Source organism: Streptomyces sp. CA-251247 (genome assembly GCF_050952975.1).
In the GTDB taxonomy this organism is placed as follows: Bacteria; Actinomycetota; Actinomycetes; order Streptomycetales; family Streptomycetaceae; genus Streptomyces; species Streptomyces achmelvichensis.
Window position 1 is genome coordinate 2,942,007 of sequence record NZ_CP191861.1, and the last position, 26,746, is coordinate 2,968,752.

20 protein-coding genes and 2 pseudogenes are annotated in these 26,746 nt (G+C 71.3%); 7 read left to right on the top strand and 15 right to left on the bottom strand.

Features of this window, described 5'->3' with window-relative positions; translation table 11 throughout:
* Positions 1 to 10: 10 nt before the first annotated feature.
* The 4 genes from iolD to iolC are packed head-to-tail and all read right to left on the bottom strand — an operon-like array spanning position 11 to position 4,890.
* Entirely contained in the window at positions 11 to 1,885 is a 1,875-nt protein-coding gene (gene iolD / locus ACQPWZ_RS12840; protein WP_433571383.1) for a 3D-(3,5/4)-trihydroxycyclohexane-1,2-dione acylhydrolase (decyclizing), read from the bottom strand.
* Complete coding sequence (gene iolB / locus ACQPWZ_RS12845; RefSeq protein ID WP_405569797.1) at positions 1,882 to 2,907, bottom strand: 5-deoxy-glucuronate isomerase; 1,026 nt, start codon at positions 2,905 to 2,907, stop codon at positions 1,882 to 1,884. The genes iolD and iolB overlap by 4 nt, the downstream gene beginning before the upstream one ends.
* A 16-nt stretch (positions 2,908 to 2,923) precedes the next feature.
* A complete protein-coding gene (locus ACQPWZ_RS12850) occupies positions 2,924 to 3,808 on the bottom strand; it encodes a Cgl0159 family (beta/alpha)8-fold protein (protein ID WP_340473177.1) in 885 nt (294 codons plus the stop codon).
* Positions 3,805 to 4,890, bottom strand: a complete 1,086-nt coding sequence (gene iolC, locus ACQPWZ_RS12855; RefSeq protein WP_433571384.1) for a 5-dehydro-2-deoxygluconokinase — start codon at positions 4,888 to 4,890, stop codon at positions 3,805 to 3,807. Before iolC ends, ACQPWZ_RS12850 begins: the two co-directional genes overlap by 4 nt.
* Before the next feature lie 129 nt (positions 4,891 to 5,019).
* On the opposite strand from iolC, the pseudogene ACQPWZ_RS12860 reads away from it, so the two are divergent.
* From ACQPWZ_RS12860 to ACQPWZ_RS12875, 4 genes and pseudogenes are all read left to right on the top strand, one after another.
* Positions 5,020 to 5,930, top strand: a pseudogene (locus ACQPWZ_RS12860) (sugar phosphate isomerase/epimerase family protein).
* 214 nt (positions 5,931 to 6,144) lie between these two features.
* Positions 6,145 to 6,345 (top strand): helix-turn-helix transcriptional regulator, encoded by a 201-nt coding sequence (locus ACQPWZ_RS12865; RefSeq protein WP_433571385.1) that lies wholly within the window; start codon positions 6,145 to 6,147, stop codon positions 6,343 to 6,345.
* 255 nt (positions 6,346 to 6,600) lie between these two features.
* Positions 6,601 to 6,909: a heavy-metal-associated domain-containing protein gene (locus tag ACQPWZ_RS12870; protein ID WP_313946239.1), complete on the top strand. Its 309-nt coding sequence runs from the start codon at positions 6,601 to 6,603 to the stop codon at positions 6,907 to 6,909.
* A gap of 144 nt (positions 6,910 to 7,053) precedes the next feature.
* Positions 7,054 to 9,288 (top strand): heavy metal translocating P-type ATPase, encoded by a 2,235-nt coding sequence (locus tag ACQPWZ_RS12875; protein WP_433573810.1) that lies wholly within the window; start codon positions 7,054 to 7,056, stop codon positions 9,286 to 9,288.
* A gap of 416 nt (positions 9,289 to 9,704) precedes the next feature.
* On the opposite strand, the gene ACQPWZ_RS12880 is transcribed toward ACQPWZ_RS12875, so the two are convergent.
* The 8 genes from ACQPWZ_RS12880 to ACQPWZ_RS12915 form a co-directional block, all read right to left on the bottom strand.
* Positions 9,705 to 11,015, bottom strand: a complete 1,311-nt coding sequence (locus ACQPWZ_RS12880; RefSeq protein ID WP_383245874.1) for a citrate synthase — start codon at positions 11,013 to 11,015, stop codon at positions 9,705 to 9,707.
* 218 nt (positions 11,016 to 11,233) lie between these two features.
* Positions 11,234 to 13,438, bottom strand: a complete 2,205-nt coding sequence (gene recD2, locus ACQPWZ_RS12885) for an SF1B family DNA helicase RecD2 (RefSeq protein WP_356701915.1) — start codon at positions 13,436 to 13,438, stop codon at positions 11,234 to 11,236.
* Between the two features lie 296 nt (positions 13,439 to 13,734).
* A complete protein-coding gene (locus ACQPWZ_RS12890) occupies positions 13,735 to 14,409 on the bottom strand; it encodes a hypothetical protein (protein WP_433571386.1) in 675 nt (224 codons plus the stop codon).
* Complete coding sequence (locus ACQPWZ_RS12895) at positions 14,406 to 14,960, bottom strand: SigE family RNA polymerase sigma factor (protein WP_356701919.1); 555 nt, start codon at positions 14,958 to 14,960, stop codon at positions 14,406 to 14,408. The genes ACQPWZ_RS12890 and ACQPWZ_RS12895 overlap by 4 nt, the downstream gene beginning before the upstream one ends.
* Before the next feature lie 92 nt (positions 14,961 to 15,052).
* The gene (locus ACQPWZ_RS12900; protein WP_433571387.1) at positions 15,053 to 15,658 is read right to left on the bottom strand and encodes a hypothetical protein; all 606 of its coding nucleotides are present in this window, start codon (positions 15,656 to 15,658) and stop codon (positions 15,053 to 15,055) included.
* A 115-nt stretch (positions 15,659 to 15,773) separates the two neighbouring features.
* Positions 15,774 to 16,604, bottom strand: coding sequence for a sugar phosphate isomerase/epimerase family protein (locus ACQPWZ_RS12905; RefSeq protein WP_433571388.1), 831 nt, complete (start codon positions 16,602 to 16,604; stop codon positions 15,774 to 15,776).
* Positions 16,601 to 17,770, bottom strand: coding sequence for a dihydrodipicolinate synthase family protein (locus tag ACQPWZ_RS12910; protein WP_433571389.1), 1,170 nt, complete (start codon positions 17,768 to 17,770; stop codon positions 16,601 to 16,603). Before ACQPWZ_RS12910 ends, ACQPWZ_RS12905 begins: the two co-directional genes overlap by 4 nt.
* A complete protein-coding gene (locus ACQPWZ_RS12915; RefSeq protein ID WP_433571390.1) occupies positions 17,767 to 18,918 on the bottom strand; it encodes a Gfo/Idh/MocA family protein in 1,152 nt (383 codons plus the stop codon). Before ACQPWZ_RS12915 ends, ACQPWZ_RS12910 begins: the two co-directional genes overlap by 4 nt.
* A gap of 157 nt (positions 18,919 to 19,075) precedes the next feature.
* On the opposite strand from ACQPWZ_RS12915, the gene ACQPWZ_RS12920 reads away from it, so the two are divergent.
* Positions 19,076 to 20,137, top strand: coding sequence for a LacI family DNA-binding transcriptional regulator (locus ACQPWZ_RS12920; protein WP_340473190.1), 1,062 nt, complete (start codon positions 19,076 to 19,078; stop codon positions 20,135 to 20,137).
* Positions 20,138 to 20,796: 659 nt separating this feature from the next.
* Here ACQPWZ_RS12920 and ACQPWZ_RS12925 read toward each other — a convergent pair.
* Positions 20,797 to 21,690: a LysR family transcriptional regulator gene (locus ACQPWZ_RS12925; RefSeq protein WP_340473191.1), complete on the bottom strand. Its 894-nt coding sequence runs from the start codon at positions 21,688 to 21,690 to the stop codon at positions 20,797 to 20,799.
* An 89-nt stretch (positions 21,691 to 21,779) separates the two neighbouring features.
* Between ACQPWZ_RS12925 and ACQPWZ_RS12930 the strand changes: the two genes are divergently transcribed.
* Positions 21,780 to 22,736 carry an EamA family transporter gene (locus tag ACQPWZ_RS12930; protein WP_433571391.1) on the top strand — a complete coding sequence of 319 codons (957 nt, stop codon included), beginning with the start codon at positions 21,780 to 21,782 and terminating at the stop codon, positions 22,734 to 22,736.
* On the opposite strand, the pseudogene ACQPWZ_RS12935 reads toward ACQPWZ_RS12930, so the two are convergent.
* Both ACQPWZ_RS12935 and ACQPWZ_RS12940 read right to left on the bottom strand, forming a co-directional pair.
* Positions 22,627 to 23,400 (bottom strand): annotated as a pseudogene (locus ACQPWZ_RS12935) (sugar phosphate isomerase/epimerase family protein); the annotation flags it as partial. The gene ACQPWZ_RS12930 and the pseudogene ACQPWZ_RS12935 sit on opposite strands and share 110 nt — an antisense overlap.
* Positions 23,397 to 24,332 carry a bifunctional helix-turn-helix transcriptional regulator/GNAT family N-acetyltransferase gene (locus ACQPWZ_RS12940; RefSeq protein WP_433571392.1) on the bottom strand — a complete coding sequence of 312 codons (936 nt, stop codon included), beginning with the start codon at positions 24,330 to 24,332 and terminating at the stop codon, positions 23,397 to 23,399. The pseudogene ACQPWZ_RS12935 and the gene ACQPWZ_RS12940, both read right to left, overlap by 4 nt.
* Before the next feature lie 470 nt (positions 24,333 to 24,802).
* Here ACQPWZ_RS12940 and ACQPWZ_RS12945 point away from each other — a divergent pair, with 470 nt between their 5' ends.
* Positions 24,803 to 26,626, top strand: coding sequence for a glycoside hydrolase family 3 protein (locus ACQPWZ_RS12945; RefSeq protein WP_433571393.1), 1,824 nt, complete (start codon positions 24,803 to 24,805; stop codon positions 26,624 to 26,626).
* The last annotated feature ends 120 nt before the right edge of the window (positions 26,627 to 26,746 follow it).

The following is a 26,746-nucleotide window of genomic DNA, read 5'->3' on the forward strand; positions in this document are numbered from 1 at the left end:
TCGAGCTCCTTCACAGATGGCGGCGTCGGGCTGCGACTTGCCGGTCGTACTCCTCCCGGGCCTTGACCGCCGACGGGCGGGTCGCGGTCGCGGCCACCGGAACATCCCACCACGCCTGCGCCGGAGGCGCGCCCGACACAGTGTCTGCCGTTTCGGTCTCGATGTAGACACCTGTGGGGACGTCGGCCGCGCGGGCCTCCGCCAGCGCTTCACGCAGGTCACGCACGGTCTTGGCGCGGATGACGCGCAGCCCGAGCGCGGCGGCGTTGGCGGCCAGGTCGACCGGCAGAGGAGCGCCGGTGTACGTGCCGTCCGGCGCTCGATGGCGGTAGGCCGTGCCGAACCGTTCGGAGCCGACCGACTCGGAGAGACCGCCGATGGAGGCGTATCCGTGGTTCTGCAGGATGATCACCTTGATCGGGATGTTCTCCTGGACCGCCGTGACGATTTCGGTGGGATTCATCAGATACGTACCGTCGCCGACCAGCGCCCAGACGGGGCGCCCGGGCGCGGCCATGCCGACGCCGATCGCCGCGGGGATCTCGTATCCCATGCAGGAGTAGCCGTACTCGACGTGGTACTGGTCGGCCGACCGGGCGCGCCACAGTTTGTGCAGGTCGCCGGGGAGCGAACCGGCCGCGTTGATCACGATGTCGTCCTCGGTGACCAGCGCGTCGAGCACGCCGAGCACCTGGGGCTGGGTGGGGCGGGTGTCGTCGTCGCCCTCGTAGGAGGCGTCGACGCGGTACTCCCAGCGCTCCTTGTCGTCCGCGTACTCCGTCTCGTACGCGGGCTCGACGCGGAAGCCGGGGCCCAGCGCGCCGGTGAGCTCCTCCAGCGCGGCCCGCGCGTCGGCGACCAGGGACAGGCCCGCCATCTTGTGGGCGTCGAACGAGGTGATGTTGATGTTCAGGAAGCGGACGGACGGGTTCTGGAACAGGGTCGACGAGGCGGTCGTGAAGTCCGACCACCGGGTGCCGACGCCGATCACCAGGTCGGCGGTGCAGGCGAGTTCGTCCGCCGTGGCCGTACCGGTGTGACCGATGCCGCCGACGTCGGCGGGGTGGTCGTACGGCAGCGAGCCCTTGCCGGCCTGAGTGGAGGCGACCGGGATGCGGGTCGCGTCGGCGAAGGCACGCAGCGCGCCCTCCGCCTCGCTGTGGCGGACACCGCCGCCGACGACCAGCAGCGGCCGGCGGGCCGAGGCCAGAGCACGGCGGGCGGCGTCGAGCGCCGTGAGGTCGGGGCGCGGGCGGCTCACCTGCCAGACGCGCTCGGCGAAGAAGTCCTCCGGCCAGTCGTACGCCTCGGCCTGCACGTCCTGGGGCAGGGCCAGCGTCACCGCGCCCGTCTCGGCCGGGTCGGCGAGGACGCGCATGGCCTGGAGCGCTGCGGGGATCAGCGCCTCGGGCCGCATGACGCGGTCGAAGAAGCGGGAGACGGGGCGCAGTGCGTCGTTGACCGACACATCGCCGGCGTAGGGGACTTCGAGCTGTTGCAGGACCGGGTCGGCCGGACGGGTCGCGAAGACGTCGCCGGGCAGCAGGAGGACCGGCAGCCGGTTGATGGTGGCGAGCGCCGCGCCGGTGACGAGGTTGGTGGCGCCGGGGCCGATGGAGGTCGTGACGGCCTGCGCGGACAGCCGCCGGGACTGGCGGGCGTAGCCCACGGCGGCGTGCACCATGGCCTGTTCGTTGCGGCCCTGGATGTAGGGCATCTCCGGGCCGGACTCCAGGAGCGCCTGTCCCAGGCCGGCCACGTTGCCGTGGCCGAAGATGCCCCAGGTCGCGTTGATCAGACGCGTCCGGCGGCCGTCCCGCTCGGTGTACTGGCGGGACAGGAAGGCGACCAGCGCCTGGGCGACGGTGAGGCGGCGGGTGCTCATCGGTGGCCTCCCTCGGCCTCGGGTCGGGTTCCGGGGCCGGTCCCCGTTCCTGCTGCTCCGGCGCCGGTCCCCGTTCCTGCTGCGGGTCCGTTTCCGGCGCCGGTCCCGGTTTCCGCCTCTACTCCAGTTCCGGGTCCGGTGCCCGCTCGGGTCCCCGTTCCGTACAGCGGCAGCCGGGCGTCGACCGGCTGCGTGGGCCAGGTGTCGCGGATCCAGCTGTGGTCGGGGTGGTCGCGGATCAGCCATGCGCGGTCCGCGCCCGGCCCCGCCATCACATTGAGGTAGTACATGTGCCGCCCGGGCGCGGCGATGGACGGGCCGTGCCAGCCGTCCGGGATGAGGACGGCGTCCCCGGTGCGGACCTCGGCGAGGACGTCGGCGCCGCCGGGCCGGGACGGCGAGACGCGGTGGTAGCCGACGCCGCCCTGCTCGATCTCGAAGTAGTAGATCTCCTCCAGCTCGGACTCGGCTCCGGGCCGGTGCTCGTCGTGCTTGTGCGGCGGGTAGGAGGACCAGTTCCCGCCGGGCGTGAGCACCTCGACGGCGATCAGCTTGTCGCACCCGAACGTGTCGGCGGCGGCGAAGTTGTTGACCTGCCGTGAGCATGTGCCGGAGCCGCGCAGTTCGACCGGTACCTCCGGCGCGGGGCCGTAGCGAGCGGGGAGTCGTCGCTCGCACTTCGCTCCTGCCAGGGCGAAGCGGCCTCCCGCACCGGAGGCGATCTGGGCATGGGCATCGCGCGGCACATAGGCGAAGTCACTCACTCCGCCGAAGACGCTCTCTCTGCCCTGCAGTTCGAAGAACTCGCCTTGCGTGTGCACCGTGCAGCCACCGCTGAGCGGCAGCACGATCCACTCGCTGTCCCCGGTGGCGAGCGTGTGCGAGCCGCCCGGCTCCAGTTCCAGCACACGCAGACCGGAGTACCCCCAGCCGGCCTGCTCGGGGTCGACGCGGAGGGCGTACGGCCCACTGGCCGCGCTGCCCGCCGGTACGTGAAGCTCCTGCAACTTGTCGGCGCTCATGACCTCTCCGTACCCCCTACAGCAGTCCTACGGCCGTATCGACCGCTCCGGCGACGTCCCCGTCGACCGGGTAGAGCAGCGAGCGTCCCACCACCAGACCCTGCACGGTGGGCAGTTGCAGCGCACCACGCCATTTCTCGTAGGCGCCGTGCTGATCGTCGCCGATCTCCCCTCCGAGGAGGACCGCCGGAAGCGTGGAGGTTTCCATCACCGACGCCATGTCGTCCGGGTTGTCGGTGACGGGGACCTTCAGCCAGGTGTACGCGGAGGTGCCGGCGAGTCCCGAGGCGATGGCGATCGAGCGGGTGACCGCGTCGGCGCTGAGATCGTTGCGGAGCTGTCCGTCGGTCCGGTGACATATGAACGGCTCGACGAAGACGGGAAGCTGACGCTCGGCCATCTCGTCCACGGTGCGCGCGGTGGCGTGCAGCGTGTCGAGGGACGCCGGGTCCTGGTAGTCGATGCGCAGCAGCAGCTTGCCCGCGTCGAAGCCGAGCCGGTCCAGGTCCTGGGCGCGGTAGCCGGTGAAGCGGTCGTCGAGTTCGAAGGAGGCGCCGGCGAGTCCCCCGCGGTTCATGGACCCGATGACCACCTTGTCGTCGAGCGCGCCGAGCAGCAGGAGGTCGTCGAGTATGTCGGCGGTGGCGAGGACACCGTCGACACCGGGCCGGGAGAGGGCGAGGCAGAGCCGTTCCAGCAGTTCGAGGCGGTTGGCCATGGCGAGACGGCTGTCCCCGACGGCGAGGGCGCCGCGGGCCGGGTGGTCGGCGGCGATGATCATCAGCCGTCCGCTGTCGCCGATGAGCCGGGGCCGTCTGCGCCGGCGCGCGGCGGCCTCGGCGACGGCCTCCGGATGCCGGGTGCGGATCCCGACGAGCTCGGCGATGTCGACACGGCTCACGAAGCGGCTCCGGGCGAGTGGGGGGCCGGCGGGGGTGGTGGAGGCGTCCGGGGCGCGGTGTCGGAGGGCGGCGGAGCGAGCGTGCCCGGCGGGGCCTCGGGCCCGGTCGGCGGTGGCGTCGGTGAGGCCGGCACGGAGCCTCCTGCCAGGACCTGGTCGACCTCGGAGGCGTACGGCATCGCGCTGGAGCAGGCGAGCCGGGCCGCGACGATCGCCCCGGCCGCGTTCGCGTATCGCATGATCTGCTCCAACGGCCGGTCGGAGAGCAGCCCGTGGCACAGCGCCCCGCCGAAGGCGTCGCCGGCGCCCAGGCCGTTGACCACCTCCACCGGGACGGGCGGGACCTCGGCGCGGGTGCCGTCGCGGTGCAGGGCGAGGACCCCCTTGGGTCCCTGTTTGACGACGGCGAGCTCCACGCCGGCGGCGAGCAGGGCGCGGGCGGCCGCGTCCGGCTCGCGCTCACCGGTCGCGATCTCGCACTCGTCGAGATTGCCGACGGCGACGGTGGCGTGTGTCAGGGCCTCGCGGTAGTACGGCCGGGCCTCGTCCGGGTCCGTCCAGAACATCGGCCGCCAGTCCAGGTCGAAGACCGTGATGCCGGACCGGTCGCGGTGGGCGAGCGCGGCGAGTGTGGCGCCCCGGCTGGGTTCCGCGCACAGGCCGGTGCCCGTCATCCAGAACACGCGCGCCTCGCGGATCGCCGCCAGGTCGAGTTCACTCGCGTGGATCTCCAGGTCGGGCGCCTTGGGCTGCCGGTAGAAGTAGAGGGGGAAGTCGTCCGGCGGGAAGATCTCACAGAAGGTCACCGGCGTCGGGTAGGCGGCCACCGGCGTCACCCAGCGGTCGTCGACACCGAACTCGCCGAGGGCCTGGTGCAGATAGTCCCCGAACGCGTCCTGGCCGGTGCGGGTGATCACCGCCGTCCTCCGGCCGAGCCGCGCCGCGCCGACGGCGACGTTGGTGGCCGAGCCGCCGAGGAACTTCCCGAACGTGTCGACCTGCGCCAGCGGGACCCCGGTCCGCAGCGGATAGAGGTCCACCCCGATCCGTCCCATCGTGATCACGTCGTACGGCTGAGGCATGCGCGTCCCTTCACTTCGACGCCGGCTGTCCCCAGGTCTAATGCTCCTTCCTGAGCCCTGTCAACATTTTGTCCTGACATTCGGACGAAGGCTTGACACCCTTCCGCGACGGCCGGAAAGCTCGGCCGCATGACCTCCTCCGTACCCTCCCTGAACCGCATCCGGGTCGGATCGGCCCCCGACTCCTGGGGGTGTGGTTCCCCGACGATCCCCAGCAGGTCCCCTGGCAGCGCTTCCTCGACGAGGTGGCCGACGCCGGTTACGAGTGGATCGAGCTCGGACCGTACGGCTATCTGCCCAGCGACCCCGTCCGTCTCGCCGAGGAGACCGCCCGCCGGGGGCTGAAGGTCTCGGCCGGCACGGTCTTCACCGGACTGCACCACGGGCCTTCGGTCTGGGAGAAGACCTGGGCACACGTCTCCGACATCGCCGCGCTCACCCGGGCCATGGGCGCCGAACACCTGGTCGTCATCCCCTCGTTCTGGCGCGACGACAAGACCGGCGAGGTACTGGAGGACCGCACGCTCACGCCGGAGCAATGGCGCGATCTGACCACTCAGACCGAACGGCTGGGCCATGAGGTGCGCGAGCGCTACGGATTGAAGATCGTCGTCCATCCGCATGCGGACACCCATGTCGACAGCGAGGAGAACGTCGGCCGCTTCCTCGACGCGACCGACCCCGCCCTTGTCTCGCTCTGTCTGGACACCGGGCACTACGCCTACTGCGGCGGTGACAGCGTCAAGCTGATCGAGACCTACGGTGAGCGGATCGGCTATCTCCATCTGAAGCAGGTGGATCCGGACATCCTCGCCGAAGTCGTCGCGCACGAGGTCCCGTTCGGCCCCGCGGTCGGCCGGGGCGTGATGTGCGAGCCGCCGTCCGGCGTCCCCGCGCTGGAGCCCGTACTGACCGCGGCGCAGGCCCTGGACGTGGAGCTCTTCGCCATCGTCGAGCAGGACATGTACCCGTGCCCGCCGGACAAGCCCTTCCCGATCGCCCGGCGGACGCGCCGATTCCTGCGCTCTTGCGGCGCCTGAGGCACAGGCGTCGCTTCTGTCACCGTTGTCGCACGGTGATCACGCATGTCTCCATTACGCGGGTTTTCCGTCACAGGCGCTCAACAGCCCCACTCTTCCCTCCAGTCGCCGTCGTTCATCGGGCACAGGCTCAGTGATCACCAGCGCCCGCGCGGCAGCTCCCCCGACGGCCCCCCGGCCGCCGCTGTCGCGCACGCAGGGAGGTGCCCCACAGATGACGGACAGAAGACTCTGGTCCTACAAGGAGATCGCCGCGCACATCAAGGTGCAGCCGGACACGGTCCGCTCCTATCGCAAGCACGGTCTTCCCCCGCCACCCGACCATGTGGAGACCGGCAAGCCCTACTGGTACGCGGACACGATCCGCGTCTGGGTGGCCAACCGCCCCGGAAACAGGAGCCGCAGAACCGACTGACCGCGCGCCGGCCGAACGCCCCGTTCCCCCGTATCGAGCCCCACCCCCGTCCCGCACCCCGCCCGGGTGCGGGACTTCGTTCGTCCGCGTCAGCGCCGGCGGATGCGGGCCACAGAGGGGCGCGGGAGGCGCATGTCACCGCATCCCTCAGTACCCCCTAGGGGTATAGTATGGTGAAGGTGCCACCGCCTCCGCAGCCCCGGAGGCCTCTGGTACACCTTGAGTACGCCTCTCAAGCACCCCGAGGAGAACCACATGACCGCGGAGACCGAGACTTCCCCGACCGCCCCCGCATCCGGCTGCTGCGGCGGCGGCGCCTGCGGCAGCGGTGCGGCCGATGTGCAGATCGGCGGCGTCACCACGGTCTACCAGGTCACCGGCATGACCTGCGGCCACTGCGAAGGTGCCGTCTCCGGCGAGATCTCCGGACTCCCGGGCGTCACCTCCGTCAAGGCCGTCGCCGCGACCGGCCAGGTGACCGTCGTCTCCGAGGCACCCCTGGACGAGGCCGCCGTGCGCGACGCCGTCGACGAGGCCGGGTACGAGCTCGTCGGCCTCGCCTGACACGCAGGCCGCTCGATCAGTCTTCCGCCGGGCCGGTCCCGACCAGTCGCCCACTGGTCGGGGCACGGCCCGGCGCCGTTGTCTGGAGTCCCCACCGTGGAAACGTCCGTGCACACGACCCAGGTCGAACTCACCATCGGCGGGATGACCTGTGCCTCCTGCGCTGCTCGCGTGGAGAAGAAGCTCAACCGCATGGAGGGGGTCGAGGCCACGGTCAACTACGCGACGGAGAAGGCCCGGATCTCCTGTCCGCCGGACCTGAAGGTGAGCGACCTCATCGCCACCGTCGTGAAGACCGGGTACACGGCCGAGGAACCGCCGCCCCCGGCACCGGAACCCGAGAGCTCGCCCGACACCGGCAGCGCCGGCACCGGCAGCCCGGACAGCGTCAGTCCCGACAGCGGCGGGAGCGACCCGCAGTCGGCCGCGCTCCGGCAGCGCCTCGTCGTCTCCGCCGTACTGTCCGTGCCGGTGGTCCTGATGGCGATGGTCCCGGCCCTTCAGTTCGACAACTGGCAGTGGCTCTCCCTGACGCTGGCCGCCCCGGTCGCCGTCTGGGGCGCGCTGCCCTTCCACCGGGCCACCTGGACCAATCTGCGGCACGGCGCCGCCAGCATGGACACCCTGGTCTCCCTCGGCACGCTGGCCGCCTTCGGCTGGTCGCTGTGGGCCCTGTTCCTCGGTCACGCCGGGATGCCGGGCATGCGGCACGGATTCGACCTGACCGCCTCGCGCACCGACGGCGCGTCCACGATCTATCTCGAAGTCACCGCCGGTGTGGTGACTTTCCTCCTGCTCGGCCGCTATCTGGAGGCCCGCTCCAAGCGAAAGGCCGGCTCGGCACTGCGTGCCCTGATGGAGCTGGGCGCCAAGGACGTGGCCCTGCTGCGGGACGGCACGGAGACGCGGATACCGATCGGCCGGCTGGCGGCCGGTGACCGATTCGTCGTCCGCCCGGGCGAGAAGATCGCCACCGACGGCACGGTCGTGGAGGGCACGTCCGCCGTCGACGCCTCCCTGCTGACCGGCGAGTCGGTACCGGCGGACGTGGCGGCCGGCGACCCGGTCACCGGCGGCTGTGTGAACGTCGGGGGCCGCCTTGTCGTCGAGGCCACCCGGGTCGGCGCGGACACCCGGCTGGCCCGTATGGCCAAGCTCGTGGAGGACGCCCAGAGCGGCAAAGCGGACGTGCAGCGTCTGGCCGACCGGATCTCGGCCGTCTTCGTTCCCGTCGTCATCGTCCTCGCGCTGCTCACCCTCGGGTTCTGGCTGGGCAGCGGAGCGGGCCCGACCGCCGCGTTCACCGCGGCCGTCGCCGTGCTGATCATCGCCTGCCCCTGTGCGCTCGGGCTGGCCACGCCGACCGCGCTCATGGTCGGCACCGGGCGGGGCGCCCAGCTCGGCATCCTCATCAAGGGTCCCGAGGTCCTGGAGGCCACCCGCACCGTCGACACCGTCGTCCTCGACAAGACCGGCACGCTGACCACGGGCCGGATGAGCCTCCAGGGCGTCCACACCGTGGAGCCGGGTGACGAGGGGGCCGAGAGCGAGTTGCTGCGCCTCGCGGGGGCCCTGGAGCACGCCTCCGAGCATCCCGTCGCCCGGGCGATCGCGGCGGGCGCCACGGAGCGGGTGGGCACGCTGCCCGTCCCGTCGTCCTTCGAGAACCTTCCCGGCCTCGGCGTACGCGGCACGGTCGACGGCCTCGACGTCCTGGTGGGCCGTGCACGCCTGCTGGAGAACGCGGGCGTCGAAGTGCCGCCCGCACTGCGCTCCGTCGCCACGGACGCCCGTACGGCGGTGTTCGCGGCCCGGGACGGCAAAGTGCTCGGCGCTCTCACGGTCGCCGACACGGTCCGGGACACGAGCGCCGAGGCGGTCGCCCGCCTGCGGGACCTCGGCCTCACGCCGGTGCTGCTGACGGGCGACAGCCGGGCGGTCGCCGAGGCGGTCGCGGCCGCGGTCGGCATCGACGAGGTGCACGCCGAGGTCATGCCGGAGGAGAAGGTGGAGGTGATCCGGCGCCTCCAGGCGCAGGGCCGCCGGGTGGCCATGGTCGGCGACGGGGTGAACGACGCGGCCGCCCTCGCCACCGCGGACCTCGGGCTGGCCATGGGCACCGGGACGGACGCCGCCATCGAGGCCGGTGACCTCACCCTCGTACGGGGTGACCTGAGGGCCGCTGCCGACGCCATCCGTCTCGCCCGTCGGACTCTTGCCACAATCATTGGCAATCTTTTCTGGGCCTTCGGCTACAACCTGGCCGCAGTGCCTCTCGCGGCGTTTGGCCTGCTCAACCCCATGATCGCCGGACTGGCCATGGCCTTTTCGTCCGTATTTGTGGTGACCAACAGCCTGCGTCTACGCTCTTTCCGGTGACTACATGTGGGTCACAAGACCTTCACAAAGAGACCTAGATCACAGATATTTAGGGGTAACCATTGAGGCTCCTCGCGAGTCTGAATGGTCGATGCCGAGAACGTCTTGGGGGACGTTCATGGGATGTCTTGGGGGACGTCTCAGGCAAGCGTTGGCCGGGGCACGTGCCCGGGGAGCTTTGAGCGGCCCTCCCGTGCGTACGTACCCCGGCAGACCGCGAGGAACTTCTGCTCACCCGGCAGAGACGCCCGGCCGGATCCCGTGGGGGAATCCGCTCCGGGGATATGGGAAGCGCCCCGCCCGCCGACCCGTGGGGGGATCGGCAGCGGGGCGCTTTCCGTTACGTACGGAGCCTCGGTGGGGCCGGCCGGATCACCTTTTCAGGAGTGACCGGTCCCCTGGTCGGGACGGTCGCTTCAGCGAGCCTCGACCGGGACGAAGTCACGCAGGACCTCGCCGGTGTAGATCTGGCGCGGGCGGCCGATGCGGGAACCCGGCTCCTTGATCATCTCGTGCCACTGGGCGATCCAGCCGGGCAGCCGGCCGATCGCGAAGAGCACGGTGAACATCTCGGTCGGGAAGCCCATGGCCCGGTAGATGAGACCGGTGTAGAAGTCCACGTTCGGGTAGAGGTTGCGCGAGACGAAGTAGTCGTCGGAGAGCGCGTGCTCCTCGAGCTTCAGCGCGATGTCCAGCAGCTCGTCGGACTTGCCGAGGGCCGAGAGGACGTCGTGCGCCGCCGCCTTGATGATCTTCGCCCGGGGGTCGAAGCTCTTGTAGACGCGGTGGCCGAAGCCCATCAGACGGACGCCGTCCTCCTTGTTCTTCACCTTGCGGATGAAGGAGTCCACGTCGCCGCCGTTGGCCTTGATGCCCTCGAGCATCTCCAGCACCGACTGGTTGGCGCCGCCGTGCAGCGGGCCCCACAGGGCGCTGATGCCGGCGGAGATCGAGGCGAACATGTTCGCCTGCGAGGAGCCGACCAGACGCACGGTGGACGTCGAACAGTTCTGCTCGTGGTCCGCGTGCAGGATCAGCAGCTTGTCGAGCGCCGAGACCACGACCGGGTCCAGGTCGTACTCCTGGGCGGGGACCGAGAAGGTCATCCGCAGGAAGTTCTCCACGTACCCGAGGTCGTTGCGCGGGTAGACGAAGGGGTGGCCGATCGACTTCTTGTAGGCGTACGCCGCGATCGTCGGAAGCTTGGCGAGCAGCCGGATCGTCGAGAGGTGGCGCTGCTTCTCGTCGAACGGGTTGTGACTGTCCTGGTAGAACGTCGACAGCGCGCTGACCACGGAGGACAGCATCGCCATCGGGTGGGCGTCACGCGGGAAGCCGTCGAAGAACCGCTTGACGTCCTCGTGCAGCAGCGTGTGCTGGGTGATCTCGCCCTTGAAGGCGGACAGCTCGTCGACCGTCGGCAGTTCACCGTTGATCAGCAGGTACGCCACCTCGAGGAAGGTGGAGCGCTCGGCCAGCTGCTCGATGGGGTAACCGCGGTACCGCAGAATCCCCTGCTCACCGTCGAGATAGGTGATCGCGGATTTATAGGCGGCGGTGTTGCCGTAGCCGCTGTCCAGGGTCACCAGACCGGTCTGGGCTCGGAGCTTCCCGATGTCGAAGCCCTTGTCACCGACGGTGCTGTCGACCACCGGGTAGGTGTATTCACCGTCCGCGTACCGCAGTACTACTGCGCTATTAGCGTTGTCGCTCACGTCATCCCTCACCGACGTAGTGCCTCTTCTTCGAGGTGCCCTGACTGTCTCTACCATCCCCCATTTGGCTCAGGAGAGTGCACTCGGGGTCGACCAATGGGCCTATCGGCGGCACTCAGTGCCGCCAACCTGCTCATCTTGCCCCGTTCGCCCTGGTTCCGGAAGCCGGGGTGGCATTTCCCACCCCGCAGGGCCGGAGGGCTCCCCCGGCCGGCCGATGACCGGACGGCTCAGCCGCCGGTCAGCCGGTGGTCGAGCGCGGTGAAGCGTCTGCCTGCGGAAACGGTGCGCACTGCCTGTCCTATCGCCTTGCGGGAGCCGACGAGCACGACGAGCTTCTTGGCCCGGGTGACCGCCGTGTAGAGGAGGTTCCGCTGAAGCATCATCCATGCTCCGGTGGTGACCGGGATCACCACCGCCGGGTATTCGCTGCCCTGGGAACGGTGAATGGTCACGGCATACGCGTGGGCCAGCTCGTCCAGCTCGTCGAAGTCGTACACAACCTCCTCGTCCTCGTCCGTCAGCACCGTCAGCCGCTGATCATCCGGCTGGAGCGAGGTGACCACGCCGACCGTGCCGTTGAAGACGCCGTTCTTTCCCTTCTCGTAATTGTTGCGAATCTGGGTGACCTTGTCGCCGACCCGGAAGACCCGTCCACCGAAACGCTTCTCGGGGAGATCCGGTCGCGCGGGCGTAATGGCCTGTTGGAGCAGGCCGTTGAGGGTGCCCGCACCCGCCGGGCCTCGGTGCATGGGTGCCAGAACCTGCACATCCCGCCGCGGATCGAGACCGAATCTGGCCGGAATCCGACGGGCTGCCACGTCCACGGTGACCCTTCCCGCGTCCTCCGTCTCGTCCTCGACGAAGAGGAAGAAGTCGGAGAGACCCGAAGTGATCGGCGGAACACCGGAGTTGATGCGGTGGGCGTTGGTCACCACACCTGACTGCTGGGCCTGCCGGAAGATCCGCGTGAGGCGGACATGGGGCACCGGTCCGCCGTCCGCGAGCAGATCCCGCAGCACCTCGCCCGCACCCACGCTCGGCAGCTGGTCGACGTCCCCGACGAGCAGCAGGTGCGCGCCCGGTGCAACGGCCTTGACCAGCTTGTTGGCCAGCAGCAGATCGAGCATGGACGCCTCGTCCACGACGACCAGATCGGCGTCGAGCGGGCGGTCACGGTCGTATGCCGCGTCGCCGCCCGGTCTGAGCTCCAGAAGCCGGTGGACGGTGGACGCGTCGGCCCCGGTCAGCTCCGAGAGCCGCTTGGCCGCGCGGCCGGTGGGGGCGGCCAGCACCACCTTCGCCTTCTTGGCGCGGGCCAGCTCCACCACCGACCGCACGGTGAAGGACTTTCCACAGCCGGGGCCACCCGTGAGCACGGCGACCTTGCTGGTGAGCGCGAGTCGCACCGCGGCCTCCTGCTCGGGTGCCAGTGCGGCGCCCGTGCGCTCGGCGAGCCAGGCGAGCGCCTTGTCCCACACGACGTCCCGGAAGCCCGGCATCCGGTCCTCGTCGGTCCGCAGCAGCCGGTTCACCTGGGCGGCCAGGGAGATCTCGGCACGGTGGAAGGGCACCAGATAGACGGCGGTGACCGCCTCGCCCCCGTCCGGCCCCGGCACGCTCTCCCGCACGACCCCCTCCTCGTCGGCCGCGAGCTCGGCGAGGCACTCGATGACCAGGCCCGTGTCCACCTGGAGGAGCTTCACGGCGTCCGCGATCAACTGCTCCTCGGGCAGGAAGCAGTGGCCCTGGTCGGTCGACTGCGACAGGGCGTACTGGAGGCCGGCCTTGACCCGCTCCGGACTGTCGTGGGGGATGCCGACGGCCTGGGCGATCTTGTCGGCGGTGAGGAAGCCGATGCCCCACACGTCGGCCGCGAGGCGGTAGGGCTGGTTCTTCACGACGGAGATCGAGGCGTCCCCGTACTTCTTGTAGATGCGCACGGCGATGGAGGTGGAGACGCCGACACCCTGGAGGAAGATCATGACCTCCTTGATGGCCTTCTGTTCCTCCCAGGCTGCGCCGATCAACGTGGTCCGCTTCGGGCCGAGTCCGGGGACCTCGATGAGCTTCTTCGGCTCCCGCTCGATGATGTCGAGGGTCTCGATGCCGAAGTGGTCGACGATGCGCTCGGCGATCCGCGGGCCGATGCCCTTGATCAGACCGGAGCCGAGATAGCGGCGTATGCCCTGGACGGTGGCCGGGAGGACGGTGGTGTAGTTCTCCACGGTGAACTGCTTGCCGTACTGCGGGTGGGAGCCCCAGCGGCCCTCCATGCGCAGGGACTCGCCCGGCTGCGCGCCGAGCAGCGAGCCGACGACCGTGAGGAGATCGGCGCCGCGTCCGGTGTCGACGCGGGCGACCGTGTACCCGTTCTCCTCGTTGGCGTAGGTGATCCGCTCGAGGACCCCTTCGACCACTGCTGGATTGGACATGATCCGACGCTACCGCCGGGGTCGGACAACGCGGGCGGCCTGTGGACAACTCCCGTCCGCGCGGCGGCGGTACGGCTTGGGGAACATCGAGGGGGCCCGGCCGTACGGCCGGGCCCCTCCATTTCCCCTCCCTCAAGGACTCCCCGGATCCCCCCAGATCCCCCCCGGGAGCCTTGATGACAGGTATGACCGACGTGACTGGTAAAGGGTTGTACGACTGCGGCCGGTAATTTTTCCGGAACTCCCGGATCCAGTCGGCGGCGCATCCGCGGGCCTCTCCCGCACGCCCGCCCGGCTCATTTGGCGTTGAACCGGTCCTGGACCAGGACGCTGCCGTCGGCCGCGTAGACCGTCACCGCGTAGCCCCTCTGCATCACCTCGGCGCCCGGAAAGGCGTAGTACGTACCCCAGTCGGGCTCTCCGCGCAGGCTCAGGACGCCCGCCTCGTACTCCTTGTCGGCCACCCGGATCACGATGCGGGCGGGCGGGCTGTCGGTGCGGAAGGCGCCGTGGACGAGGCCCTCGCCGCTCGACAGTCCACCGCTCACGCTGTCGGGCCGGATGTTGTTGCCCGGCAACTGCCGTGCCGTCGCGATCGCCTGCTGGATGTCGCCGTCCTGAACGACGTAGTTCTGTTCGCCCTCGGGCAGCAGCACCATCTGCACGCCGTGGCCGATACCGGCCACCTCGTACGGCTGGAGGGTCCGGACGCCCGGCCGGCCGGTGGATGCGGACGGGGTCGGGGCGGTGGCCGGCGGTGCCGGGGAGGGGGACACATGGGTGCCCTCCACCCCCGCGTACGCCAGAACGGCGAGTGCCGCCGTGACCGTCGCCGCACCCGCCACGGCCGCCCGTCGCCGACTGCGGGCGGTGCGGCCCCGGCGCAGGACCTCGTCGACCGGGGCGGGCCCCACGGGGTGGGCGTCCGCCTCGCGTCGCAGGGCGTCGCCGATGCGCAGGTCGTCGTTCACGGACGCGGCTCCTTCGGTGTCCCACGGGCCGCCCTGCCGTTCGCGGACGCCCCCGCGGGCTCACGGGCCACGCCCGGCTCGCCGCGCAGGCGGCGCAGCGCCCGCGCGCAGTGGCTGCGGACCGTGCCGATGCGGGTGCCGAGCAGCCGGGCCACCTCCGACTCGGTGCGGTCCTCCAGGTACCGCAGCACGATCACGGCACGCTGCCGGGGCGGCAGCCGGTCGAGCGCCTGGACGAGCGCGCTCCGTTCGGCGACGCCCTCGGTGCGGTCCGGGGCCGCGGTCTCCGGGAAGCGGGTGGTGAGCCACTCCCGTGCCCGCGTACGCCGGAGCCGGTCGACATTGGCGTTGATCATGATGCGCCAGACGTAGGCGTCGGGGTCGTCGGTGCGCTGGATGCGCTCCCACTTCACATACGCCTTGGCCAGGGCTGCCTGCACCAGGTCCTCCGCGTCGTGGTGATGTCCGGTCAGGAGCCGGGCCGTCCGGAGCATCCGTGGCCAGCGGCTGACCACGAATGCCCGGAAGTCCGCCTCCGCGCTCGTCTTCAATCAGGGTCCTCTGTCGGGGCCGCTGTTCGCCGTCGGGGGGGCCGCGCCGGCGCGCCCGACCCCTGTACGGGCCCGGCGGCGCGGCACCGGTCCTACTTGGGGCCGAAGGTCAGGGTCGCCAGTACCGCGCCGGCTCCGTCGTACGCGGTGACCGTGACGGGCTCCCGCCACGGTCCGGCGCCGGGCCGGTCGAGGTAGTACGTGCCCCAGCCGGGCCTGCCCGGCAGCCGCAGCATCGCGGCCTCGGTCTCCGGGCCCTTGCCGATGCGCACGGTCGTGCGCGCGGGCACCGTGTCCGTACGGTAGGCGCCGGTGAAGAGGATGTCGTCGCCCTCGGTGCCGATGCCGCCGCTGAGGCTGCCTGGGCGGATGCTGCTGCCGGGGTACTTCCTGGCCTCCTCGACATCGGCCGCGAAGTCGTCGTAGCTGACCACGTAGTTCTGCCGGCCCTCGGGCAGGAGCCCCATCTTCGCGCCGCGGCCGATGTCGACGGGCTGGTACGGACGTACGACGCGCGGCCCGGTCGCGGACGGGGACTTCGCCCGGGGCTGCGCCGCAGCGGCGGCCGGCGACGGCCCGTTCTGCGCCGTCGCCGGGGCCGCGGGGGATGCCGCCCGGTCGACCGCGATGGCCGTCCCGCCGCCCGCCGCCAGAACCAGCGCCACCGCTCCCGCGATGGCAAGCCGCCTTCTGCTCATGCTTCCTCCAGGTGATCGAACGCGATCCGGATACGCCTACATCTGTCAGACGGCGTCCGGCCCTGGCATCTATGTCATGGCAGCCGAAGTTTCTCGGCGGGCTTCCGGGTGGCGGTCAGAGCACGTGCTCGGTGAAGCGGCGCGCAGTCTCCGCCAGCACCTCCTCACCGTCGCGCGCCCACAACTCCTCGTTGAACAGCTCGACCTCGATCGGGCCGCTGTAGCCCGCCGCGTCCACCCGGCTGCGCCATGCGCGCATGTCGATCGACCCGTCGCCGATCTGCCCCCGGCCGTTGAGCACACCGGCGGGCAACGGTGTTGTCCAGTCGGCCAGTTGGAAGGCGTGGATGCGGCCTTCGGCGCCCGCCCTCGCGACCGCGTCCGGGGCCGTGTCGTCCCACCAGATGTGGTACGTGTCCACCACCACGCCCACCTGCGACGACGGGAACCGTCCGGCGAGCGCGAGGGCCTGGGTCAGGGTGGAGACGACACAGCGGTCCGCCGCGTACATCGGGTGCAGCGGTTCGATCGCCAGCCGTACGCCACGCTCCCCCGCGTACGGCGCGAGGACCGACAGCGCGTCCGCGATCCGCTCACGGGCTCCGGCCAAGTCGCTGCTGCCCGGCGGCAGTCCGCCGGAGACGAGGACCAGGGTGTCCGTGCCCAGGGCCGCGGCCTCGTCGATCGCCGCGCGGTTGTCGTCGAGCGCACGTGCCCGCTCGGCGGGGTCGATCGCGGTGAAGAAGCCGCCGCGGCACAGGCTGGTGACCGCGAGACCGGCGTCGCGGACGAGCGCGGCCGTCGCCGCGACGCCGTACGCCCGGACGGGCTCGCGCCACAGGCCGACCCCGGGAACGCCCAGCCGCAGGCAGGCCTTGGTCAGTTCGGGCAGGGACAGCTGCTTCACGGTCTTCTGGTTGATGCTGAAGCGGCTCGGACCGGTCATGCGCTGACTCCGTACACATCGAGCAGGGACTGCATGCGACGCTCGGCCAGGACCGGGTCGGGGAACAGACCGAGTCCGTCGGCCAGTTCATAGGCCCGCGCGAGATGGGGCAGCGAGCGCGCCGACTGGAGGCCGCCGACCATCGTGAAGTGCGACTGGTGCCCGGCGAGCCATGCCAGGAACACCACACCGGTCTTGTAGAAGCGCGTGGGCGCCTCGAAGAGATGCCGGGAGAGGTCGACCGTCGGGTCGATGAGCTTGCGGAAGCCCTCCGTGTCCCCGGTGTCCAGCACGCGTACCGCCTCCGCCGCCAGCGGTCCCAGCGGGTCGAAGATGCCGAGCAGCGCATGGCTGAAGCCGCGTTCGTCCCCGGCGATCAGCTCCGGGTAGTGGAAGTCGTCGCCCGTGTAGCAGCGCACACCCTGCGGCAGACGTCGGCGCAGCTCCACCTCCCGGCGCGCGTCCAGCAGCGACACCTTGATGCCGTCCACCTTGTCGGGGTGGGCCGCGACGACGTCCAGGAAGGTCTCCGTGGCGGTGTCGAGGTCGGCGCTTCCCCAGTAGCCCTCCAGCGCCGGGTCGAACATCGGCCCGAGCCAGTGCAGGATCACCGGCTCGGAGGCCTGGCGCAGCAGGTGTCCGTACACGGTGAGGTAGTCGTCCGCCGAGGTCGCCGCCGCGGACAGCGCACGGGACGCCATCAGGATCGCGCCCGCGCCGGTGGACTCGACGAGGGCGAGCTGTTCCTCGTACGCCGCCCGCACCGCCGCGAGGTCCGCCGGTCCGGTCAGCTGGTCGGTCCCCGCGCCGCAGGCGATCCGGCCGCCCACCGCCCGTGCCTCGGCGGCCGAGCGCCGGATCAGCTCCGCCGCGCCCGCCCAGTCCAGGCCCATCCCGCGCTGGGCGGTGTCCATGGCCTCGGCGACGCCCAGGCCGTGCGACCACAGATGGCGGCGGAAGGCGAGGGTGGCGTCCCAGTCGACGGCGGCGGGTGAATCCGGGCCGGTGTCGGCGTACGGGTCGGCGACGACGTGCGCCGCGGAGAAGACCGTACGGGATGCGGGCGGGGCTCCACCCGCTCCCGCCGTGACGGAGAAGTCCGCGGGTTCGGTCCGCGGGGTGTAGGCGCGCAACCGGCCGTCGGCGCCCGGGAGCCGGATCGTCACAGGGTCAGCTCCGGGACCTCGAAGCGACGGCCCTCGGCCGACGACCTGAGAGCGAGCTCGGCGAGCTGCACTCCGCGCGCCCCGGCGAGCAGATCCCAGTGGTAGGGCTCGCCGAGCGCCACATGGCGCAGGAAGAGTTCCCACTGCGCCTTGAACCCGTTCTCGAACTCCGTGTTGTCCGGGATCTCCTGCCACTGGTCGCGGAAGGGTTCGGTGGCCGGCAGATCGGGGTTCCACACCGGCTTCGGGGTGGCGGAGCGGTGCTGGACGCGGCACCGGCGCAGCCCCGCGACCGCCGAGCCATGGGTGCCGTCGACCTGGAACTCCACGAGCTCGTCGCGCATGACCCGCACCGCCCAGGAGGAGTTGATCTGGGCGACGGCCCCGCCCTCCAGCTGGAAGATCGCGTACGCCGCGTCGTCCGCGGTCGCCTCGTACGGCTTGCCGCGCTCGTCCCAGCGCTGCGGGATGTGCGTGGAGACCTGCGCGCTCACGCTGGTGACCCGGCCGAAGAGACCGTGCAGCACGTACTCCCAGTGCGGGAACATGTCGACGGCGATGCCGCCGCCGTCCTCGGAGCGGTAGTTCCACGAAGGGCGCTGGGCCTCCTGCCAGTCGCCCTCGAAGACCCAGTAGCCGAACTCTCCCCGTACGGACAGGATCTCGCCGAAGAAGCCGCCCTCCACGAGGCGCTTCAGCTTCAGCAGACCCGGCAGGAAGATCTTGTCCTGGACGACGCCGTGCCGGATGCCGGCGGTGTCGGCCAGACGGGCCAGCTCCAGGGCGCCGGCGAGGTCGGTGGCGGTCGGCTTCTCGGTGTAGATGTGCTTGCCCGCCGCGATGGCCTGCTTGATGGCGGGGACGCGGGCGGAGGTGACCTGCGCGTCGAAGTAGATGTCCACGCTGTCGTCGGCCAGCACGGCGCCCAGGTCGGTCGTCCAGTGCTCCAGTCCGTGCTGTTCGGCGATGTCGCGCAGCGCGTGCTCACGTCGCCCGACGAGAACGGGCTCCGGCCACAGCGTCTCGCCCTCCCCCAGATCGAGACCGCCCTGTTCGCGGATGGCGAGCAGGGAACGCACCAGATGCTGGCGGTATCCCATCCGTCCGGTCACGCCGTTCATGGCGATCCGCACTGTCCTGCGTGTCACGAAGATGCCTCCATGTCCCTCGATCCCCGGACGGTTCCCTCTTTATGGCCTTGTTGCCTCGATACCGCAGTAGCAAGCGCTTTCTACGCGGTATGACGCTAGCCTGCCGACAGTGACCCGGACAAGGGCTCTGTTCCATCTCCCGCGGAGGAAAGCGATGACAGTCACCCTGTCGGACGTCGCGGCGCGCGCTCGGGTGTCCCCGGCCACCGTGTCGCGTGTGCTCAACGGCAACTACCCCGTCGCGGCGTCGACGCGGGAGCGGGTCCTCCGCGCCGTCGACGAACTCGACTACGTCCTGAACGGGCCCGCCAGCTCACTCGCCGCCGCCACCTCCGACCTCGTCGGCATCCTCGTCAACGACATCGCCGACCCCTTCTTCGGGATCATGGCCGGCGCCGCGCAGACGGAGATCGGCGGACAGGAAGGCACCGGGCGAGCGGGCGGCGAGAAACTCGCCGTCGTCTGCAACACCAACGGCTCACCGGACCGCGAGCTCACCTACCTCACCCTGCTCCAGCGGCAGCGGGCGGCGGCCGTCGTCCTCACCGGCGGCGCACTGGAGGACCCCGCGCACATCGCGGCCATGTCCTCGAAGCTGGCGAAACTCGCGGACGCGGGGACCCGGGTCGTGCTGTGCGGGCGGCCGCCCCTGCCGGGCAGCGAGTCGATCGTGGCCGCGCTCGCCTTCGACAACCGCGGCGGCGGGCGGCGGCTGACGGAACACCTGCTGTCCCTCGGCCACCGCCGCATCGGATACGTCGCCGGGCCGACGGAACGCACCACCACCCGTCACCGGCTCGAGGGCCACCGCGCGGCGCTGGCCGCGGCGGGCATAACCGAGGACCAGGACCGGCTCACCGTGCACGGCCCGTACGCGCGCCAGTCCGGCTACGACGCGACCCTCGAACTCCTGCGGCGCGACCCGGCCCTGACGGCGATCGTCGCCGCGAACGACACCGTGGCGCTGGGCGCGTGCGCGGCCCTGCGCGACCAGGGCCTGCGCATCCCCGAGGACATCTCGGTCGCCGGCTTCGACGACCTGCCGTTCTCGGTGGACGCGGTGCCGGCGCTGACGACGGTACGACTGCCGCTGTACGAGGCGGGGGCGCGGGCGGGGCGGCTGGCGATGGGGCGGGAGGCGGCGCCGCCGGGGGGTATCGCGACGATCGGAGCGGAGCTGATGGCGAGGGAGTCGACGGGGCGACCGAAGTCTTGACCCTTGCGGCTCAACCGCGTGTGGCTGAGCGCGTGTTCTTGTGGCTCGAGCCCTTGTTCGGCCCGGGCCCTTGTGGCTCGGCCTCGGGTGCTTGTGCTCCAGCCCTTTGTTCGGTGCGGGCCCTTGTGGCTGGGCCGCTTGTTCGGTGCGGACCCTTGTGGCTCGGGTGCTTGTGGCTCAGCCGGTTGTTCGGCCCGGGCCCTTGTGGCGCGGCCGCGGGTGGTTGTGGCTCAGCCCCTGGTTCGGTTGCTGTCCCGGTGCCGTTCCGGGGTCATGTCCGGGACTGCGGTCCTCACCGCGCTTCGCGCGAGTTGCGGGCGCTTTGACGTCCCGGACACGACCCCTGCACGTCCCCGTCCCTGAACCCGAGCCCTCGCTCCCGCCGGACCCGTATCCGCCGCCATCGTGACCGGTCCACTGGGCCTCGTCCCGAACGGTCGGGGGATCGCTGACAGGCGGGAGGGGGACGGGGGCGCAGGAGGGGGGTGTCCGGACGTCAAAGCTTCAGCAACTCGCGCGAAGCGCGGTGAGAAAGCAGTCCGGACACCCCCCTCCGGAGAACCCGGCCCCCGCACCCACCCACCAGACCAAGCGCAGCCGCACCACAAAGACCCGCACCACAAGCACCCGCAGCACAAGAACCCCGCACAACAAGCACCTCAGGCAACCGCCGACCGCAGCGCCGCCACCGTCGCCGCGATCGACGGGCGTCTCGCCGCCCCCTCCCGCCACAGCGCGTACAGCCTCCGCCTCGGCACCGGCGTCAGTGGCACCTCCCGTACCCCCTCCGGCAGCGCTCCCCGCCCCAGTCGCGGCATCACCGCGATCCCCAGCCCCGCTGCCACCAGCGCGAGTTGGGTGTGGTTCTCCTCCGCCTGGTGGACGAGGTCCGGCTCGCTTCCCGTCGCCCGGAGCGTCCGTATCAGCCAGTCGTGGCAGACCGTGCCCGGCGGCTGGCAGATCCAGCGCTGACCGGCCAGGTCCTCGCGCCGTACCGAGACCAGGGACGCCAGCGGGTGCCCCTCCGGCACCAGCAGATCGCACAGGTCGTCGCCCAGGTGTGCCTGTTCGACGCCGTCCGGCGCGGGCAGTGGGGCGATGTCCCAGTCGTGGGCGACCGCGAGGTCGGTCATCCCGCGGGCCACGAGGTCGACGGACAGATGCGGGTCGACCTCGGTGAGGCGCGCGTCGAGGGTGGGGTGCAGCCGGGCCAGTTCGGCGAGGACACCCGGCATCAGTCCGCGTGCGGCGGACGGGAACGCGGCGATCGTGAGGCGACCCGTCGGCTGCCCCCGGCGTTCCTCCAGGGTGGTCTCCGCGCGTTCCACGATCGCCAGCAGTTCCTCGGCCGTCCCGGCGAGGTGCTTCGCCTCGTCGGTGAGCGCCACGCCCCGTCCCCGCCGCTCCAGCAGCGTCGTCCGCGTCTCCCGCTCCAGCTTGGTGATCTGCTGCGACACCGCGGACGGGGTGTACCCGAGCGCGGTCGCCGCGGCGGCCACCGAACCGTGCACCGCGACCGCGTGCAGCGCCCGCAGGCGTCCCAGATCGAGCACGACCCACCCCCATTCGTAAGCAACGCTCAATTCCACCATGAAGAAACCCGCGCTGGTGCTACATGGTCCGGGCCCGTGATCCTCGATCCATGCGTCCCGTACACATGGCACTCGCCGTGACCGTCGCCGCGGTCTGGGGAGTCAACTTCGTCGTCATCGAACTCGGCCTCGGGCACTTCCCGCCGCTGCTGTTCTCCGCGCTGCGCTTCCTGGTGGCCGCGCTGCCCGCCGTCTTCTTCGTGGGCCGCCCCAAGGTCGCCTGGAAGTGGCTGATCGGCGTCGGACTGGCCCTTGGGGTAGCGAAGTTCGGGCTGCTGTTCATCGGCATGGACCGGGGCATGCCGGCCGGGCTGTCGTCGCTCGTGCTCCAGATCCAGGCGGTGTTCACGGCCGTCCTCGCCGCGGTCGTGCTCGCCGAACGGCCGGGCAGGGCCCGGGTCCTGGGCATGGCCGTGGCGCTGGGCGGCATCGCTCTCGCCGCCGTCGACGAAGGGACGTCGGGGCCGCTGCTCGGCTTTGCCCTCGTCGTCGCGGCCGCCGCCTGCTGGGGTGTGTCCAATGTGCTGACCCGCAAGGCGTCCCCGCCGGACGCCCTGAACTTCATGGTCTGGGTGTCCGTGGTCCCCGTACTGCCGCTCCTCGCGCTCTCGTTGCTCTTCGAGGGGCCCTCGGCGGATCTGCACGCCCTGCGGTCCCTCGACTGGAGCGGCGCCGGGACCATCGTCTACGTGGCCTGGGGCGCGACGGTCTTCGGCTTCGGGGCCTGGGGGTTCCTGCTGCGCCGCTACCCCGCCTCCGCCGTCGCACCCTTCTCGCTGCTCGTGCCCGTCTTCGGCATGACGTCCGCCGCGCTGCTCCTGGACGAGTCGGTGAGCCCGCTGCGCTGGGGCGCCGCGGTGCTCCTCGTCGGTGGTGTCGCGCTCACCTCGCTGTCGCGAGCAGCTGCTCCAGATGCATCCGTCCCGGCGCCAGCAGTGCCGGCAGGTCCGCTGCCTCCGGATGCCAGCGCTTCTCGTACTCCCAGCTCAGCCACGTCTCGTCGGTGAGCTGGGCCAGGCACTCGGCGAGCGGCAGCACACCGGTGCCGAGCGGCAGCGGCGCGAGGTCGTCGGCCGAGGCCACGTCCTTGACCTGGACGTAGCCGAGGAACGGGGAGAGCGCGGCATGGGCGACCGCCGGTTCCTCGCCCTCCAGCCAGGGGTGCACCACGTCCCAGATCGCGCCCGCGTACAGGTGGCCGACCGGTCCGAGGATGCGGGAGACTCCGGCGCCGGTCCGGTGGGAGTCGTGGGTCTCGACCAGAATCCGTACGCCGAGCCCGGCCGCGGTCTCGGCGGCCGCCCCGAGCCGGCGGGCGGCGACGGCCTCCGCCTTCGCCGGGTCCTGGCCCTCCCCGCCGGGGAAGACGCGCACATGCGGCGCGCCGACGTCCTTGGCGAGCCGCAGCAGGTCCTCGACCTCCTGGATCACGGCCGCGTCCTCGCCGGGTGCCGCGAGGCCGGTGTACCCGCAGACCGCGAGGATCTCGACACCGGCCCGGGAGAACTCGTCGGCGACAGCGGCCCGTTCGGCAGCCCCGATCCCCGCGTGCACCGGCTCCTCGGGGTCGGCCCGCAGCTCCACCCCCTGGTACCCGGTGTCGGCGGCCAGCTGGACCACGTCCCGGATGGGCATGCCCGGCACTCCGAGCGTCGAGAAGGCGAACTTCACTTGACCGTTCCTTCCTGCAGGGGCAGCCGCCAGTCCTGGCCGACCAGATCCACTCCGTACGAGCGGTGCGGTTTCTCGGCGACGAGGGTGAACCCGGCCCGCTGGTAGATCCGGCGGGCTCCGGTCAGTACGTCGTTGGTCCACAGCACCAGTTCCCGGTACCCCACTTCGCGGGCGAAATCCACCACCGAGCGCACGAGTGTGTCGCCGAGCCCGTGCCCGCGCGCCTCGGGTTCCACCAGGAGCAGCCGCAGCCGCGCGGCGGCGGGGGCGTCGTCCCGTACGCACATCACCGAGCCCACCGGACGTCCGTCCAGCTCGGCGATCCACACCCGTTCCAGATGGGGATCGTGGTCCTGGGCGAAGTCGGCGACGATACGGGCGACGAGGCCCTCGAAGTCGGCGTTCCACCCGTACTCCCCCGCGTACAGGGCGCCGTGCCGCTGGACGATCCAGCCGAGGTCGCCGGGTCGCGGGTCGCGCAGCGCCGGGCCCTCGCGGTGGGCGGGCCGGCCGGGCGCGAGGATCTCGCGCACGGTCCGCATCGACGCGACCAGCCGGGTCCGGTCCTGAGCGGTGACCCCGCCGAGCAGCGTCCCCACGGCCTCGCGCGAGCGCTCGTCGAGCAGGGCGGCGGCTTCGCGGCCCTGGGCGGTGAGGGTGATGCGCTGCCGCCGCGGGTCCCTCTCGGACGGCGCGCGCGCCACGAGGCCGTCCCGCTCGAACTTGGCGAGGAGCCGGCTCAGGTACCCGGCGTCGAGGGACAGCTCGGCGCGCAGGTCGGCGGCGTCGGTCCGGGGGCTGTGGGCGAGCTCGTAGAGGACGCGGGACTCGGTGAGGGTGTACGGCGTGTAGAGGTGCTTGCTGTAGTCGAGCGCGCCGATGAGGTTGGTGTAGAAGCGGTTGAACGCGCGGATCTCCTGGATCGGCATGAGAGGGCTCCCAGCTTTTTCCTTGACTGAGTCAACGCTAGGCCCGGATGGCCGTGGGGGCAAGAGCGGCGCGGTCCCGGCCTCTCGGGGGCGGCGGATCGAGGGTCCGGAGCCACAGGAACCTCATCTCCCCCACCTGCACCAGTTCCGGCCGGCGAGGCAACCCGCCCTCCCGCATTTCCGTCTAACCCGCCGCTCCGCTGGATGCGACCCGCAGTGCGGTGTCGGCCCTCGCTGCACCACCCGCGAGCGTCGGTCCCTCCCCCTCCCGCCGTCTGCGGCCGGCGGCCCCGCCGCCACCGGTGCGCCCCTCCCGAAGCGCCGGTGGCGGCCTCCGTACCGGTGACCTTTCGCGCGGCGCGCGCCCTTTTCCTTGCCGCACCCTTGACCTGGCAGTAATTTTCGGGCTATCCGTGTGCTTTGGAAGTTTCCTTCAACTCCCTTGTCGAGCAAGGCCGGAAGGAGCACCCATGCACGACCGGAGCCTCTCCAGACGCACTCTTCTCAGCGCGACCGCCGCCACCGCCGTGGCGGCGAGTGCCGCCACGGTCCCCGCGTACGCCGCCGGAGCCGTGTCCCATGACCACCGAGACCGGCTGAAACGGCTGATCTCCCGGATGAGCATCGAGGAGAAGGTCGGCCAGCTCTTCGTCATGCGGGTGTACGGGCACTCCGCGACCGCGCCCGACCAGGCCGACATCGACCTGAACCTCAAGGAGATGGGCGTTCGCACGGCCGCCGAGCTGATCGCCAAGTACCACGTCGGCGGCATCATCTACTTCGCCTGGGCGCACAACACCCGCGATCCCCGCCAGATCGCCGGGCTGTCCAACGGCATCCAGCGCGCGGGATTGGAGCAGCCCACTCCCCTGCCACTGCTGATCTCCACGGACCAGGAGCACGGCATCGTCGCCCGGGTGGGCAGGCCCGCCACCCTGCTGCCCGGAGCGATGGCCCTGGGAGCCGGCGGCTCGCGGTCGGACGCCCGCAGCGCGGCGGAGATCGCCGGGGCCGAACTGGCCGCCATGGGAATCCTCCAGAACTACGCGCCCGTCGCGGACGTCAACGTGAACCCCGCCAACCCCGTCATCGGGGTTCGCTCCTTCGGCTCCGACCCCGACGCCGTCGCCCGGATGGTCGCCGCCCAGGTCCGCGGCTACCGCGGCGCCGGCGTGGCCGCGACGGCGAAGCACTTCCCCGGCCACGGTGACACGACCGTCGACAGCCACACCGGTATCCCGGTCATCACCCACACCCGCCAGGAGTGGGAGGAGATCGACGCCCCGCCGTTCCGCGCGGCCATCGACGCCGGGATCGACTCGATCATGACGGCGCACATCCAGTTCCCCGCCCTGGACCCGAGCAACGACCCCGCCACCCTCTCCCGTCCCATCCTCACCGGCATCCTGCGCGAGGAACTCGGCTACGACGGGGTGGTGGTGACCGACGCGCTCAACATGCAGGGCGTGCGCGACAAGTACGGGGACCACCGGGTGCCGGTGCTCGCGCTGAAGGCGGGCGTGGACCAGTTGCTCAACCCGCCGGACCTGGCCGTCGCCTGGAACGCGGTACTGAAGGCCGTCACGAGCGGCGAGCTGACCGTCGAACGCCTCGATGAATCGATCCTGCGGATCCTCCGTCTCAAGGAGCGTCTGGGGCTGCTGCGCCGGCCGTTCGTCTCGGAGGGGCGCGTGGAGCGCAAGGTCGGCACGCGCGCCCATCTGGCCGCCGCGGACCGGATCGCCGACGGCACGACGACCCTGCTCGTCAACGAGCGCGGGCTGCTGCCGCTCAGCCGCCGCCGCGAGCCCCGGCTGCTCGTCGTCGGCGCGGATCCGGCCTCCCCGACCGGGACGACCGGGCCACCGACCGCGGTGCTGGCGAAGGCCTTCACCGAACTGGGCTTCACCGCCACCGCCCTGTCCACCGGTACGGCGCCGGCCGCGGCGAAGATCGACGAGGCAGTGGCGGCGGCGAGCGGCAAGGACGCGATCGTCGTCGCCACCTACAACGTCACCGCCACCAGTACCCAGCGCACGCTGGTGACCCGGCTGGTGGCGACCGGCGTGCCGGTGGTCGCACTGGCCATCCGCAACCCGTACGACATCGCCCACCTCGGCGGTGTGCCGGCGGCGCTCGCCACGTACTGCTGGACCGATGTCGAACTACGGGCGGCGGCGCGGGTCGTCGCCGGCCGCGCCGACCCCGAGGGCCGGCTGCCCGTACCCGTGCCGCGGGCGGACGACACGGGCCAGGTGCTGTACCCCGTGGGGCACGGTTTGTCGTACGACTGACGTATCTCTTCCGGCCACTGCCACCGGCGCACCACCGACAATCGTCCTGCGGCCTTCCGCGCGGCTGGCGTGGCCCGCTTCGGCGGGCCACCCTGGACGCACCGGCCGTACGGCCGGATG

Coding starts and splice junctions, on each gene's coding strand:
- ACQPWZ_RS12940 (WP_433571392.1), bottom strand. CDS start 24,332: ATGCCGATCCAGGAGATCCGCGCGTTCAACCGCTTCTACACCAACCTC.
- recD2 (WP_356701915.1), bottom strand. CDS start 13,438: ATGTCCAATCCAGCAGTGGTCGAAGGGGTCCTCGAGCGGATCACCTAC.
- ACQPWZ_RS12905 (WP_433571388.1), bottom strand. CDS start 16,604: ATGACCGGTCCGAGCCGCTTCAGCATCAACCAGAAGACCGTGAAGCAG.
- iolB (WP_405569797.1), bottom strand. CDS start 2,907: ATGAGCGCCGACAAGTTGCAGGAGCTTCACGTACCGGCGGGCAGCGCG.
- iolD (WP_433571383.1), bottom strand. CDS start 1,885: ATGAGCACCCGCCGCCTCACCGTCGCCCAGGCGCTGGTCGCCTTCCTG.
- ACQPWZ_RS12870 (WP_313946239.1), top strand. CDS start 6,601: ATGACCGCGGAGACCGAGACTTCCCCGACCGCCCCCGCATCCGGCTGC.
- iolC (WP_433571384.1), bottom strand. CDS start 4,890: ATGCCTCAGCCGTACGACGTGATCACGATGGGACGGATCGGGGTGGAC.
- ACQPWZ_RS12875 (WP_433573810.1), top strand. CDS start 7,054: ATGACCTGTGCCTCCTGCGCTGCTCGCGTGGAGAAGAAGCTCAACCGC.
- ACQPWZ_RS12930 (WP_433571391.1), top strand. CDS start 21,780: ATGCGTCCCGTACACATGGCACTCGCCGTGACCGTCGCCGCGGTCTGG.
- ACQPWZ_RS12945 (WP_433571393.1), top strand. CDS start 24,803: ATGCACGACCGGAGCCTCTCCAGACGCACTCTTCTCAGCGCGACCGCC.
- ACQPWZ_RS12865 (WP_433571385.1), top strand. CDS start 6,145: ATGACGGACAGAAGACTCTGGTCCTACAAGGAGATCGCCGCGCACATC.
- ACQPWZ_RS12920 (WP_340473190.1), top strand. CDS start 19,076: ATGACAGTCACCCTGTCGGACGTCGCGGCGCGCGCTCGGGTGTCCCCG.
- ACQPWZ_RS12900 (WP_433571387.1), bottom strand. CDS start 15,658: ATGAGCAGAAGGCGGCTTGCCATCGCGGGAGCGGTGGCGCTGGTTCTG.